The following is a 12,703-nucleotide window of genomic DNA, read 5'->3' on the forward strand; positions in this document are numbered from 1 at the left end:
GAGCCCCGGGCTTTCTTGATGACTTGTTGTAAGCCCGCTCGAACGAGCCGTCAAGGCTTTGGTCCAGACCGATACGTGTTCAAGAGGTGGCGACAGATGTGAGGGGCGCGCCGGCCGTGCACCCGTAAGGCCCGCTCGTGCACCCGTAAGGCCCGCCTGTGCACCCGTCACCACCCGTGCGGCCGTCTTCCAGGACCGCGAGAGGCGCACCGGGGCTCAGTCGGCGGGGCGCCGGCCGAAGGTTTCGACGATCCGCTGGGCGGCGCGTGTGGCCGTCAGGGAGCCTTCGCGGACGCGCTCTTCCAGCAGCGGGGCGAGGCGCCGCACCTCGGGGTGCTGTTCGAGGCGTCCCAGCAGGTCGTCGCGGACCATGGACCACACCCATTCGACCTGCTGGTCGCGGCGTTTCGCGGCCAGCTCCCCGGTGGACTCCTGGACGGCGCGGTGCCGCTCGACGCGCTCCCACACCTCGTCGAGTCCGGTGCCCTCCCGCCCGCTGCACGTGAGCACCGGCGGGGTCCAGGAGGCGTCGGCCGACCGCATCAGCCGCAGCGCGCCCGCCAGTTCGCGGGCGGCGGAGCGGGCGTCGCGCTCGTGAGGTCCGTCGGCCTTGTTGACGGCCAGTACGTCGGCGAGCTCCAGCACGCCCTTCTTGATGCCCTGGAGCTGGTCGCCTGTGCGGGTGAGGGTGAGCAGCAGGAACGAGTCCACCATCTGGGCCACGGTCGCCTCGGACTGGCCGACGCCGACGGTCTCGACGAGGACGACGTCGTAGCCCGCCGCCTCCATCACGATCATCGTCTCGCGGGTGGCCTTGGCGACGCCACCGAGTGTGCCCGCGGTGGGGGAGGGGCGGACGAACGCGTCCGGGTTGACGGCGAGCCGCTCCATCCTCGTCTTGTCGCCCAGGATGGAGCCGCCGGTCCGGGTGGAGGAGGGGTCGACGGCGAGGACCGCCACCCGGTGGCCGCGCTCGGTCAGCAGGGTGCCCAGCGCGTCGATGAACGTCGACTTGCCGACACCGGGTACTCCGCTGATGCCGACGCGCCGGGCGCCGCCCGCGTGCGGCAGCAGCGCCGTCAGCAACTGCTGCGCCAGTTCCCGGTGGTCGGCCCTGCGGGACTCCACCAGCGTGATGGCCCGCGCGATGTACGCGCGGGACCCTGCCAGTACGCCCTTGGCGTAGTCGTCGGGGTCGATGGTCCGGGGCACGCGCTCAGCCCTCACCCTCCGCAGCGCCCTGGGAGCCCGTCACGCCTTCACTCGACTCGGCCGGCGCGCCGGGCTCGGCCAACGCGTCGTGACCGAGCGAGGCGGCCAGCTTGCCCAGCAGGTCGTACGCGGCCTCGGGGATGACCGTGCCGGGTGGGAAGACCGCCGTCGCGCCGGCCTCGTGCAGCGGTTCGACGTCGGCGGGCGGGATCACGCCGCCGACGACGACCATGATGTCGTCGCGTCCGGCCGCCGCGAGTTCCTCCCGCAGCGCCGGTACGAGGGTGAGGTGTCCGGCCGCCAGCGAGGAGACGCCCACGATGTGCGCGTCCGCCTCGACGGCCTGCCGTGCCACTTCGGCCGGGGTCTGGAAGAGGGGGCCGACGTCGACGTCGAAGCCCAGGTCGGCGAACGCGGTGGCGATCACCTTCTGGCCCCGGTCGTGCCCGTCCTGGCCCATCTTGGCCACCAGCAGCCGCGGCCTGCGGCCTTCCGCCTCCTCGAAGGCGTCCACCAACTCCCGGGTGCGGCCCAGGGACGACGACACTCCTGCCTCCTCGCGGTACACACCGGAGATCGTACGGATCTGACCCGAGTGGCGCCCGTAGACCTGCTCCAGCGCCTCGGAGATCTCCCCGACGGTCGCCATGGCGCGTGCCGCGTCCACGGCCAGGGCCAGCAGGTTGTTCTCCAGACCTGGCCCGGACGCCGCTCCTGCGGCCCTCGTGAGGGCCTCCAGCGCGGCGCGGCAGGCGCCCTCGTCGCGTTCTTCCCGCAGCCGCCGCAGCTTGGCCACCTGCTGGGCGCGGACCGAGGAGTTGTCGACCTTGAGGACGTCGATCTGCTCGTCGCTCGCCGCCCGGTACTTGTTGACGCCGATGACCGGCTGCCGCCCCGAGTCGATCCGGGCCTGGGTGCGGGCCGCGGCCTCCTCCACGCGCAGCTTCGGAATGCCCGCGTCGATGGCCTTGGCCATGCCGCCCGCGGCCTCGACCTCCTCGATGTGCTGCCAGGCGCGCGCCGCCAGGTCGTGGGTGAGCTGCTCCACGTAGGCGCTGCCGCCCCATGGGTCGATCACCCGGCAGGTGCCCGACTCCTGCTGGAGCAGCAGCTGGGTGTTGCGGGCGATGCGCGCGGAGAAGTCGGTGGGCAGCGCGAGGGCCTCGTCCAGCGCGTTGGTGTGCAGCGACTGGGTGTGGCCCTGCGTGGCGGCCATCGCCTCGACACACGTACGGGTGACGTTGTTGAAGACGTCCTGCGCTGTCAGCGACCAGCCCGAGGTCTGCGAGTGGGTGCGCAGCGACAGCGACTTGGGGTTCTTCGGCTCGTACTTGTTCACGAGCTTCGCCCACAGCAGCCGCGCCGCGCGCAGCTTGGCGACCTCCATGAAGAAGTTCATGCCGATCGCCCAGAAGAACGAGAGGCGGGGGGCGAACGCGTCGACGTCCATGCCCGCCTCCAGCCCGGCGCGCAGGTACTCCACACCGTCCGCCAGCGTGTACGCCAGCTCCAGGTCGGCCGTCGCGCCGGCCTCCTGGATGTGGTAGCCGGAGATGGAGATGGAGTTGTAGCGCGGCATCTTCTGCGAGGTGTAGGCGAAGATGTCGGAGATGATCCGCATGGAGGGCTGCGGCGGATAGATGTAGGTGTTGCGGACCATGAACTCCTTGAGGATGTCGTTCTGTATGGTCCCGGCCAGCTTCTCGGGCGGTACGCCCTGCTCCTCGGCGGCGACGATGTAGAGCGCCAGCACCGGCAGGACGGCGCCGTTCATCGTCATCGAGACGGTCATCCGGTCCAGTGGGATGCCGTCGAAGAGCTGCCGCATGTCGTAGAGCGAGTCGATCGCCACGCCCGCCATGCCGACGTCGCCCGTCACGCGCGGGTGGTCGCTGTCGTAGCCGCGGTGGGTGGGCAGGTCGAAGGCGACCGAGAGGCCCTTCTGTCCGGCCGCCAGGTTGCGGCGGTAGAAGGCGTTGGACTCCTCGGCCGTGGAGAAGCCCGCGTACTGGCGGATCGTCCACGGCTGGTTGACGTACATCGTCGGGTACGGGCCGCGCAGGTAGGGGGCGACGCCCGGGTACGTGCCCAGGAAGTCGAGGCCGCGGCGGTCCTCGTCGGTGTAGAGGGGCTTGACGGCGATGCCCTCGGGGGTGTGCCACGCCAGGTCCTCGACGGAGTGCCCGGTGCGCTCCTTGACGGCCTCCCGCCACCGCTCGCCGTCCTGCTCGCGCTCCCCGCCGGACCCGAGCTCGGCGCCGGGCTGCGCGGCGGACTCGGCTTCGAGGCCGACGGTGGTGAAGTCGGGGATCGCGGAGGGCTCCTCCGCGCCTGTCGTCTGCCGGCTCATGCGTCGACCCCCATGCGGTCGAGGAGGGAGGTGAGGGCGGCGACGGCGTCACCGCCCGCGTGGACGAACTCGTCGACACCGGCGGCCCGGTACGCCTCGCGCCGCTGAGCGTCGGGTTTCCCCGCGAGGAGCACCCGCGCCGCACCCGCCTGCTTGAGCGCGGTGGCGACCTGCGCCGCCTCCTCGGCGTACAGCGTGTCGCTGGAGCACAGGCACGCCACCGTGGCGCCGCTGGCGGTGAACGCGTCGGCCACAGAGGCGGCGTCCACCGTCACCGGATCGTGTACCGGCTGGATGCCGCCCGCCTGGGCGAGGTTGGCGACGAAGGAGACGCGCGCCGTGTGCGCCGCGGCGGGGCCGAGCGCGGCCAAAAAGAGCTTCGGGCGCGCTCCGGTGGTCTCCAGGTGGTGATCCGAGCGGACGCGCAGCGCCTCGTACGCGTCGTCCCTGCGCACCCGCGGCAGTCCGCCGCCGGGAGGCTGCGGTGCGGGCTCGCGGGCGACGGGCCGCTCGTCCAGCAGCGGGAACTCGCTGACGCCGGTGACCGGTTCGCGGCGCCGGGCCAGTGCGGTGGTGCGCAGCTCCCAGCTCTCGCGCAGCCGCTGCTCGACCAGTCCGTCGCGCAGCGCGGCGGCCATGCCCCCGGCGCCCTCGATCTCCTGGAAGTGCGCCCACGCGGTGTGCGCCAGCTCGTCGGTGAGCGTCTCCACGTACCAGGAGCCGCCCGCCGGGTCGATCACCCCGGCCAGGTGGGACTCCTCCAGCAGGATGGCGGAGGTGTTGCGGGCGATGCGCCGGGCGAAGGCGTCGGGCAGCCCCAGCGCGTCGTCGAACGGCAGTACGGTGACCGCGTCGGCGCCGCCGACTCCGGCGGCCAGCGTGGCAACCGTCGTGCGCAGCATGTTCACCCACGGGTCGCGGCGGGTCATCATCACCGGCGAAGTCACCGCGTGCTGCCGCTGCGCCCCGGCGGGCGCCGGTGCGCCGCAGGCCTGCGCCACGCGCGCCCACAGCCTGCGCGCGGCCCGCAGCGTGGCGATGGTGGTGAACTGGTCGGCGGTGGCCGCGTACCGGAACTCCAGCTGTTCGCACGCCTGTGCCACGCTCAGCCCCGCCCGCGTCATGTCGCGCAGGTAGGCCACCCCGGTGGCCAGCGCGCACGCCAGTTCCCGCGCGGGGGAGCCGCCGGCCTCGTGGTAGGGGAGCGTGTCCACCACGTACGTGCGCAGCCCGGGCGCGTCCCCGGCGCACCCCGCCGCCAGCTCGGCGGCCTCCCGGCGCAGCTCGGGCACCGTGTCGTGGGCGCCGGTACGGGCGGTGTGCCCCAGCGGGTCGGCGCCCAGCACGCTGCCGGGCGCGGGCTCGGCACCCTCGGTCAGCTGCCCGCGCAGCCGCAGCAGTTCGGTGGCCGCGGGCCCGAACGCGGCACCCGGTTCCAGCACGACGGGTGCCAGGTCGAGGTAGACACCCTCCAGGGCGCGCGCCAGCCCGGCGACGGGCAGCCCGGCGGCGCCCACGGTCAGCCACAGTGAGGTGACCCCGCTCGCAAGGTCGTCGAGTACGGCATCGCGGGTGCCCTCGATGTCGGCGCGGGTGTGCCGCTGCCGTACGTCCCACCCCCGGGCCGTGTTCCCCTCGGCGCGGGCGCCGCGGGTGAAGGGGGCGAACCCCGGCAGCCCGGCGGGTCCTCCCGCGTCGCTGCGGGTGTAGAGGGGGTGCACCCTGATGTCGTCGGCGAGCGTCGTGGTGAGGGCGGACTCGGGCGCGGCGTCGTCGAAGGCCGCCGCTCCCGTCTTGCGCAGAACCCCGGCGACGAGCTGCTGCCACTGCTCGTGCGTCGCGTCCGGGAAGTCCTGAGCGAGGGAGAGCCCTTCTTCAGGCGGGACCGTCATGGCCGCAGATTAGGTGAGCCAACTCGCGAGTAGCAGGGGGCACGGGTGTGACCTTGCACTCTCCCGTCCAACGGAGCACGCCCCCGGTCACCCCTGGGCGCGTCCCCGTTCGCACTGCTGGGCCCTTTGCAGCCGGTATCCGGCGCGCTGCGTGAGCGCGTGTGGGGCCGCTTCCGCAGTCGCCGCCCCGCCATGCGGCCCCCTCACCCCTGTCCGTCACCCCTGGCCGGAGGCCGCCAGGTGGCGGCCCGCGAGGTGGTCGGCCCTGCGGGTGGTCTCCGGCTGGCGGTAGGTGGGGGCCAGCCGGAGGGTGAGCGCGGTGGCGTGCTCCAGGCCGATGCCGCTGCCGACGGAGACGAAGACGGGTTTCACGCCGTCCTGGGTGCGCAGCGCGCGGCCCACCTCCTCGCCCTCGATGGTGAGCGGGGAGAAGGAGCCGCGCTCGCGGCCGGGTTGCGCGAAGTCGAAGAGGAAGGGCGTCTTGGCGACTCCGAAGCAGGGGAGGCCGGTCAGCACGCCCAGGTGGACGGCGAGTCCGGCGCGGCGCGGGTGCGCGATGCCGTAGCCGTCGCAGACGATGACGTCGGGGCGGTGGGCCAGGCCGTCCAGTGCCGCGGTCACCGACGGCAGCTCACGGAAGGCCAACAGGCCCGGGACGTAGGGGAAGTCCGTGCGGCCCACGTGCACGGACTCCTCCACGACGTCGAGGCTGGTCGCGTCCAGGGTGACGGCGGCGGCCACCAGGCCGCCGCCGTCCGCGTAGGCCACGTCCACGCCCGCGACGGTGCGCACCTGGTCGGGCGCAGGACCTTCAGCCGTCAGGTCGGCGGCGTCGCGCAGCCGCTCCTGGAGGGCCACCGCTTCCGCCTCTGTAGTGGGCCAGGCCCGCGGCCCGCTGCGGTCTCGGCGGTCCGGGCGTTCCCCCGCTCGTATCCCCATGGGGCTGCTCCGTCTCTCCGTCTCACTCGGCGCACACGACGTCGTGCAACTCGATCGGGTGGGAGTCTAGGGCGACGTAGGCGGTGGAGGTGCTGGTGGTGCCGTCGGTCCAGTAGGCGGTGACGGTGGCCCAGCCGACACCGGCCGACTGTGCGACGGTCACCGGGCCGACCTCGATATTCCGCGGCGCGTTCTGGGCGCACAGGAGGACGTCGTGGTCGGGGTTCTGCCGCTGCTTCGCCTTGAGGAGGTCCGAGACCCACTTCTCGCGCTGCTGGTCGGTCGGCCCGTGTTCCCCGTAGAACCAGCCCAGGAAACGGCGGATTTCGGGGCCCGTGTGGCGGCCCTGTTCCTGGGGCGACGAGGCGGGCGGCGCGTAGATCTGAGGGGTGGGCTCGGAGGGCGCGTGGATCCGGGGCGTGGGTTCGGACGGGTCGGCCTGCGCGGCGGGCGCGGCGAGCGCGAGCGCGGCGGCCGTGGCGGCACAGGCCGCGAGGACGGTCCTGCGGATGCGGCGGCGGGGGGCGGTACGGGGCATCGAACACCTCTTTGCCCGGGCATGACCCGGATCGGGAATGTCGGCGGTATCGTCCGCCTTTCCGGCGCGCGGAGGAACGACAGTGCCGCGATGCGCCCCCATGAATCCCTCGTCCGGGTGTCACCGCGCTCCCGGAACACCGCACCGCCGTATCCCGTAGCGTTCGCCCTCCCGCAAGCCCGAGGGAGGGCGGAAGGGCGAGAGACCGGGAGGGGGAGGACGGGACATGGAAGCCGACGGCACACGGCGCGGCACCCTGCGGTCCGTGGACCTGGCACGGGCGGTGGGGATCTCGACGCAGCAGGTGCGCAACTACGAGGAGGCCGGCGTCCTCCCACCGGCGACCCGCACCCCCGCCGGCTACCGCGCCTTCACCGAGCGCCACCGCGCCGCGCTGCTCACCTTCCGCGCCCTGGCCGGCGGCTACGGCGTCGTTCGGGCCCGGCACGTCATGGTCGCCGTCCACGCGGGTGAGGTGCCCGAGGCGCTCGCTCTCGTCGACGCGGGACACGCCGAACTGCACGAGCAGCGGCTCTCCCTCCGGGCGGCGGGTGAGGCCCTTGCCGAGGTCGTGCGGCAGAGCCCCGGCGGCGAGGCGCCAACGCCGCCGCGAGCCGCGTCCTCGGCGTACGCCTCGCTGCGCGTCGGCGAACTCGCGCACCAGTTGGGCGTCCGTCCCTCCACGCTGCGCGTGTGGGAGTCCGCCGGGCTGCTGCGGCCGCACCGCGATCCGGCCACCGGCTACCGGCTGTTCGGACCGGCGGAGGCGCGTGAGGCCCGCCTCGTCGCCCTGCTGAGGCAGAGCCGCTATCCGCTGCCGCAGGTCCGCCCCGTGCTCGACGGTCTGCGCGAGGCCGGCAGCACCGAGGAGCTGCGGGCCGCCCTCGACCGCCGCGCGGGGGACCTCACGGCTCGTACGACGGCGATGCTGGAGGGCGCGGGCTTGCTGCACGCCTATCTGCGGGACCACGGACCGCGCACGGAGCCTTCGGGGACCGGGCCGGACGGGGAACGCGAAACCTGAGACGATCGCACGCGTGTCCGACACCCCCGCCGCGTCCGCCCACACGCCCGCAGCAGCGGTCGCCCCGCCCGCCTTCGCGGGCGAGTTCGAGATCCATCTGACCGTCGACGCCGCCTGCCCAGGCGTGGCGTCCGGGGCGCTGGCCGCCTACGCGGCGCAGCGGGCGTGGAAGTACGCCCGCATCGTCCTCGACCGCGGGCGCGCCCCGGACCAGCCCATGGTCACGCTCGCGGCCGACGGCGGTCTCGACGCGGTCCGCGAGAGGGCGCGCGCGGCGGCGCGGGAGTTGGCCGACGCGGGCGCTCCCGTGGTCCGGGTGAAGATCGAGGCGGCACCGTGGGCCTCCGGAGTGCCGCGCACGGACGACGAGGGAGCGGCACTCGGCCGGGCGTACTACTTCGAGCACCACGTCAAGCTGCTGCTGCCGCCGGAAGCCCACTCCGGTACCGGCGACTCCGGTACCGGCGACTCCTCCGCCGACAGCGAGAGCGCCCGGCTGGCCCGGCTGGTCGTACGGCACGACGCGCACCTCTCCCGCAACGCGCGCCGGACCCGTGCGGACGGGCGACGGGAGTACTTCGTCACCCAGCGCTGCCGCGAGGTCGGCGACGAGACGGCAGGACGCCGGCTGAACGATCTGCTGGCGAGCCTCTCCTCGCTCCGGCACCCGATCCTCGCCACCGAACGGGAGTTCGTCGTGCACGACAGCGCGGAAGCCCTGGACGAGGGCTGGATAGCGGAAGAGGGAGCGGCGGTCACCAGGCCGCGCGCGTACGCGGCGACGGGCTGGCGGAAGTTCGGCCCCGGGCCGTGGGCGGCGCAGGAGACGGTGCCGCAGCGGGAACTGGACGAGGAGACGCGGGCCGCGCTCGAACTCCCGCGCACACTACGGCCCGTCCTCGGCGGGGAGCACGTGGTGCAGCGCCCGGTGTTCGACCCCTCGGCGGCGCACCACGCCAAGGCGATGCGACTGGGGGACCCGGAGTTCGCCGAAGCGGAGCGGGGGGAGCGCTGGTACGCGGCGCGGCGGAGGGCGCTGGACCTGGCGCTGGCCGCCGTCGCCTCCTCCGGGTGGGCGGAGCACCTGGTGCTGCGCGGCAGTGTGCTGCTGCGCGCCTGGTACGCAGAGGCGGCCCGCGACCCCGGTGACCTCGACTTCGTCGTGGAGCCATCGGACTGGCAGGTGACCGACGAGCGCACCGAGCGCATGCTCGACCAACTCGCCCACGCCGCCGAGGCGGCCTCCCACGCCGCGGAGGCCACCTCCCCCGCGGCGGCCCCCCATGCGGCGGCCGCACCCGCGGCGTGCGGTGCCGTCAGGCTGGACGCGGACCATGCCGCCCGTGACGAGATCTGGACCTACGACCGGGTGCCGGGCCGCCGTCTCGTCATCCCGTGGACCGCCGAGGGGCTGCCCGGCGGCACCGTCCAGCTCGACTTCGTCTTCAACGAGCCCCTTCCTGCCCCCGCCGTCCGCACGCGGATTCCGTGCCCGGCGGGCGCGGCGGGGGAGCCGTTGACCGTCCGCGCTGCGTCCCGCGGACTGTCACTCGCCTGGAAGCTGCTCTGGCTGGTCAGCGACGCCTACCCGGAGGGCAAGGATCTCTACGACGCGATACTGCTCGCCGAGGACCCGTCCGTCGCGCTTCCCTTCGAGACTTTCCGCGCGGTCTTCCGGGACGTCGAGTACGGACTGTACGACCGCAATCCGGTTCTCCTGGGCGACCTCGCCTACGCGGCGCAGTGCGTGGAGTGGTTCGAGTTCGCCAAGGAGCACCCGCACCTCGCGGGACCGCCCGACTTCGCGCACGACGCGCCCCCCGCCGACTGGGTGGACCGGCTCACCACCGCGCTGGCCCCCACGTTCGCTGCCGACGACGGCAGCGGTGCGCCCGCCTCCCACTACCAGCTGTCCGCCCGCTGGCTCGCCCCGCTCGTCGCGCAGTGCCGTACCGCCTTCGCGGACGGCGGCCTCACAGCGGTACTGGAGCGGCTGTTCGCCACCCATGTGCCGCCGCGCTCCGCGCTCGTGGTGGTGCGGGAAGTCCTGGGGAGCACCCGGCACACCGTGGACGGGGTGCTCCCGCTGGTGGCCGCTTTCAGGCCGCCGCCCGACCCCGACCGTCCGTGGCGCCGTGACGGCTGGGACGAGGAGCGGCTGCGGGAGGCAGCGGACGCGCTGCGGGAGCGGACGCAGCCACCGAGCGGGAGCTGAGTCGTACGGAGCGGAGCCGCGAGGCCCCCTCACCCGAACGTGGCACCATGCGGCGGCACGCCAGGCTTCCTGACCCCTGACCAGCTCGCCGCCCGCACGTTCCGTGCTCCGACTTCGAGCTGGTCACCTACGGGCCTCTCAAGTGGGACCTGGCCGCCCTCGGCACCTCGCGGGCCGCGCCGTTCGCCGGTGGCCTGAGCGAGCTGTCAGCCGGCGGCTGACGCCGACGGGCCGCCGGCTGCGGGCGGTGGCCCTCCGGCCGTGGGCGGCGGCCCCCACGGGGCCTCCAGCGCCGCCCGCAGCGCGGCGACGGCCTGCGTGCCGATCCGCTCCGCGAGGCGCGCCTCCAGCTCGTTCAGGATCCGCTCCGCCTGCCCGTGGATCCGCTCGCCCTCCCCGGTACGCCGGATGAGCCGCTGCCGCGCGGACGCCGGGTCCGGGGCCCGCTCCAGCAGACCGGCGGCAACCAGCCCGTGCACGGCCTGGTGCGCCGTCTGCCGGGTGACGCCCATCCGCCGGGCCAACGCGGCGACGGTGGTGCCCTCCTCGTCCAGCGCCGCGAACAACTGCGTCTGGGTCGGCGACACCGGCTCGGCACCCGCCTCCGCCAACGCCGCCAGCAGCGCCTCGTCGAACCAGCGTCTCGCCTCGCCGAGCAGCTGGGGCAGATTGCGGCGGCTGTCGTGCATGGGTACCTCGCGGTGCGGTCCGGCGGGGGCGGTCGCCCCCGCCGGGCAGGTTACCGATCGTGCCGAGATGGGGTGTCACCTCCAGAAGAACATCCGCCCGGCCCCCGGCGGGCACCCGCAGTGCGCCCACACCGTCTTGCCGGGGGCGACGGGCGTACGGGGGCGTACGCCCCAGTCCTTGGCCAGTGCGGAGACCAGCACGAGACCGCGTCCCGACTCCGCGTCCGAGCGCGGCGGCACCGGCGTGGCTGTCGGCAGCGCCTCGCCCCTCGTGTCGGTCACCTCGATGAGGAGCGTGCCCGGCTGGGGCAGGTCCAGGGCGAGTTCGAAGTCCCTTCCGGGCACGCGGCCGTGCACCACCGCGTTCGCGGCCAGCTCCGCGAGGACGGCTGCCGCCTCCTCGGACGCTCTGCTGCCGTACGGCACGCCCCAGCTGTCCCACTCGTGCAGGGCGAGCAATCGCGCCAGACGGGCGCCGCGCGGGGTGGCGGAGAACCGCTGGACGAACATACGCTCGGTAGCGGGTGCGGATACGGGAGTTGATGAGCGACGCTGCTGCATGCGCGCCACGGTCGCGGCTCCGCCGCCTCCTGAACCAGGTCAGCAACCCCTACGCTGCGCGAGCGTAGGGGTACGGAGTGTGGACAGAGCGCTCCGAGAGCCGTAACCCTGGGTCAGTTCAGGGAGGTGGCGTGAAATGACCGACGAGGAACAGGGCCCGGACGGCTGCGGCAAGGAACCCGAACGCTCCGACAGTCTGCGGACGTTCGGCGCCGTTGTGAAGGCTTTCCGCGAACGCGCGGGTCTCACCCAGGAGGCCTGGGCGGAGCTGTCCGGATACTCGCTGAGTACGTGCGCGGGCGTCGAGCAGGGGCGGCGGTTCCCGCCGCCGGGGTTCATCGAGCGGGCGGAAGACGTCTTCGACGCCTTCGGTGCGTTGCGGAAGGCGTCGAAGTTCCTGTCGCGCGGGCACGGGTTGGCGGCCTGGTTCCGCCAGTGGGCCAAGATGGAGCTGACGGCACGCAGTTTGTACACCTACGAGTGCCGAGTGGTACCCGGTTTGTTGCAGACGGAGGCGTACGCGCGGGCGTTGATCGTTGAGATGCCGCCACTGCCTACAGAGGATGAGATCGAGCAGCTGATTGCTGATCGCATGGCGCGGCGGGAACTGCTTCGCAGGGAGCGGCCAGTCACCCTCAGTTTCATCGTGGAGCAGGCCGTGCTGGAACGTCGCACTGGAGGCGACGACGTCGCAGGAGAGCTACTGGACCACCTCATCGGCTGTGCGAAGTTGCCCAATTTGGAGCTTCAAATCGTGCCACTCGTCCAACCAGCGCATGCTGGCGGAGCCGGGCCTTTCGCGTTGCTGGAGAACCCGGATCACCGTTGGTTCGGGTACGTCGAAGGTCAGGAGACTGGGCAATTGATTGCGGACGAGGCAGCCCTCAGTAGGTTGCACATGCGGTATGCAAAACTGCGCTCACAGGCTCTGACCCCGGCGGACTCCCTGGGCCTGCTGAAGCGAATGCGAGGAGCGTTATGAGAAACAACGCCGACCTGGACTGGTTCAAGAGCAGCTATAGCAGTGCCCAGGGCGACAACTGTGTCGAGGTCGCACTGGACTGGACGAAGAGCAGCTACAGCGGCTCGCAAGGCGATGATTGCGTGGAGGTCGCCACTACCCCCGCCACCATCCATGTGCGCGACTCCAAGGACACCGCCATTCCGGCCCTCATGGTCTCCCCCTCCGCCTGGGCGGCGTTCGTCGGGCACGCGTTCCGGGACTGACGCGACGGGCACGCGCACCGCACCCACCAGGGGCCCACACCGCACGGTGTGGGCCC

11 protein-coding genes are annotated in these 12,703 nt (G+C 73.1%); 4 read left to right on the plus strand and 7 right to left on the minus strand.

Annotated elements, in window-relative coordinates:
• Positions 1-216: 216 nt before the first annotated feature.
• The 5 genes from meaB to DTL70_RS18515 form a co-directional block, all read right to left on the minus strand.
• Positions 217-1,212 carry a methylmalonyl Co-A mutase-associated GTPase MeaB gene (gene meaB / locus DTL70_RS18495; RefSeq protein WP_114023054.1) on the minus strand — a complete coding sequence of 332 codons (996 nt, stop codon included), beginning with the start codon at positions 1,210-1,212 and terminating at the stop codon, positions 217-219.
• A 4-nt stretch (positions 1,213-1,216) separates the two neighbouring features.
• A complete protein-coding gene (scpA, locus tag DTL70_RS18500; protein ID WP_245979451.1) occupies positions 1,217-3,562 on the minus strand; it encodes a methylmalonyl-CoA mutase in 2,346 nt (781 codons plus the stop codon).
• Positions 3,559-5,454: a methylmalonyl-CoA mutase family protein gene (locus DTL70_RS18505; protein WP_114023055.1), complete on the minus strand. Its 1,896-nt coding sequence runs from the start codon at positions 5,452-5,454 to the stop codon at positions 3,559-3,561. The genes scpA and DTL70_RS18505 overlap by 4 nt, the downstream gene beginning before the upstream one ends.
• 216 nt (positions 5,455-5,670) lie before the next feature.
• Positions 5,671-6,393, minus strand: a complete 723-nt coding sequence (locus tag DTL70_RS18510) for an endonuclease V (protein ID WP_114023056.1) — start codon at positions 6,391-6,393, stop codon at positions 5,671-5,673.
• A gap of 22 nt (positions 6,394-6,415) precedes the next feature.
• Positions 6,416-6,931 (minus strand): hypothetical protein, encoded by a 516-nt coding sequence (locus tag DTL70_RS18515; RefSeq protein ID WP_114023057.1) that lies wholly within the window; start codon positions 6,929-6,931, stop codon positions 6,416-6,418.
• A 226-nt stretch (positions 6,932-7,157) separates the two neighbouring features.
• On the opposite strand from DTL70_RS18515, the gene DTL70_RS18520 reads away from it, so the two are divergent.
• Entirely contained in the window at positions 7,158-7,955 is a 798-nt protein-coding gene (locus tag DTL70_RS18520) for a MerR family DNA-binding transcriptional regulator (protein ID WP_114023058.1), read from the plus strand.
• A 13-nt stretch (positions 7,956-7,968) separates the two neighbouring features.
• Complete coding sequence (locus tag DTL70_RS18525) at positions 7,969-10,170, plus strand: nucleotidyl transferase AbiEii/AbiGii toxin family protein (protein WP_245979452.1); 2,202 nt, start codon at positions 7,969-7,971, stop codon at positions 10,168-10,170.
• Between the two features lie 206 nt (positions 10,171-10,376).
• Here the strand turns inward: DTL70_RS18525 and DTL70_RS18530 are convergent, their stop codons facing one another.
• Both DTL70_RS18530 and DTL70_RS18535 read right to left on the minus strand, forming a co-directional pair.
• The gene (locus DTL70_RS18530) at positions 10,377-10,859 is read right to left on the minus strand and encodes a MarR family winged helix-turn-helix transcriptional regulator (RefSeq protein ID WP_114023059.1); all 483 of its coding nucleotides are present in this window, start codon (positions 10,857-10,859) and stop codon (positions 10,377-10,379) included.
• Positions 10,860-10,934: 75 nt separating this feature from the next.
• Positions 10,935-11,369 (minus strand): ATP-binding protein, encoded by a 435-nt coding sequence (locus DTL70_RS18535; protein WP_114023060.1) that lies wholly within the window; start codon positions 11,367-11,369, stop codon positions 10,935-10,937.
• A 187-nt stretch (positions 11,370-11,556) separates the two neighbouring features.
• Between DTL70_RS18535 and DTL70_RS18540 the strand changes: the two genes are divergently transcribed.
• Together DTL70_RS18540 and DTL70_RS18545 are read left to right on the plus strand one after the other, a co-directional pair.
• A complete protein-coding gene (locus DTL70_RS18540) occupies positions 11,557-12,402 on the plus strand; it encodes a helix-turn-helix domain-containing protein (protein ID WP_114023061.1) in 846 nt (281 codons plus the stop codon).
• Positions 12,399-12,647, plus strand: coding sequence for a DUF397 domain-containing protein (locus tag DTL70_RS18545; RefSeq protein ID WP_114023062.1), 249 nt, complete (start codon positions 12,399-12,401; stop codon positions 12,645-12,647). Before DTL70_RS18540 ends, DTL70_RS18545 begins: the two co-directional genes overlap by 4 nt.
• Positions 12,648-12,703: the final 56 nt, after the last annotated feature.

Source organism: Streptomyces diacarni (assembly GCF_003323715.1).
GTDB classification, from domain to species: Bacteria; Actinomycetota; Actinomycetes; order Streptomycetales; family Streptomycetaceae; genus Streptomyces; species Streptomyces diacarni.

What these genes read in the sequence shown, in the direction of transcription:
- DTL70_RS18535 (WP_114023060.1), bottom strand. Translation starts at nt 11,369, where the DNA reads ATGTTCGTCCAGCGGTTCTCCGCCACCCCGCGCGGCGCCCGTCTGGCG.
- scpA (WP_245979451.1), bottom strand. Translation starts at nt 3,562, where the DNA reads ATGAGCCGGCAGACGACAGGCGCGGAGGAGCCCTCCGCGATCCCCGAC.
- DTL70_RS18530 (WP_114023059.1), bottom strand. Translation starts at nt 10,859, where the DNA reads ATGCACGACAGCCGCCGCAATCTGCCCCAGCTGCTCGGCGAGGCGAGA.
- DTL70_RS18510 (WP_114023056.1), bottom strand. Translation starts at nt 6,393, where the DNA reads ATGGGGATACGAGCGGGGGAACGCCCGGACCGCCGAGACCGCAGCGGG.
- DTL70_RS18515 (WP_114023057.1), bottom strand. Translation starts at nt 6,931, where the DNA reads ATGCCCCGTACCGCCCCCCGCCGCCGCATCCGCAGGACCGTCCTCGCG.
- DTL70_RS18505 (WP_114023055.1), bottom strand. Translation starts at nt 5,454, where the DNA reads ATGACGGTCCCGCCTGAAGAAGGGCTCTCCCTCGCTCAGGACTTCCCG.
- DTL70_RS18540 (WP_114023061.1), top strand. Translation starts at nt 11,557, where the DNA reads ATGACCGACGAGGAACAGGGCCCGGACGGCTGCGGCAAGGAACCCGAA.
- DTL70_RS18545 (WP_114023062.1), top strand. Translation starts at nt 12,399, where the DNA reads ATGAGAAACAACGCCGACCTGGACTGGTTCAAGAGCAGCTATAGCAGT.
- DTL70_RS18520 (WP_114023058.1), top strand. Translation starts at nt 7,158, where the DNA reads ATGGAAGCCGACGGCACACGGCGCGGCACCCTGCGGTCCGTGGACCTG.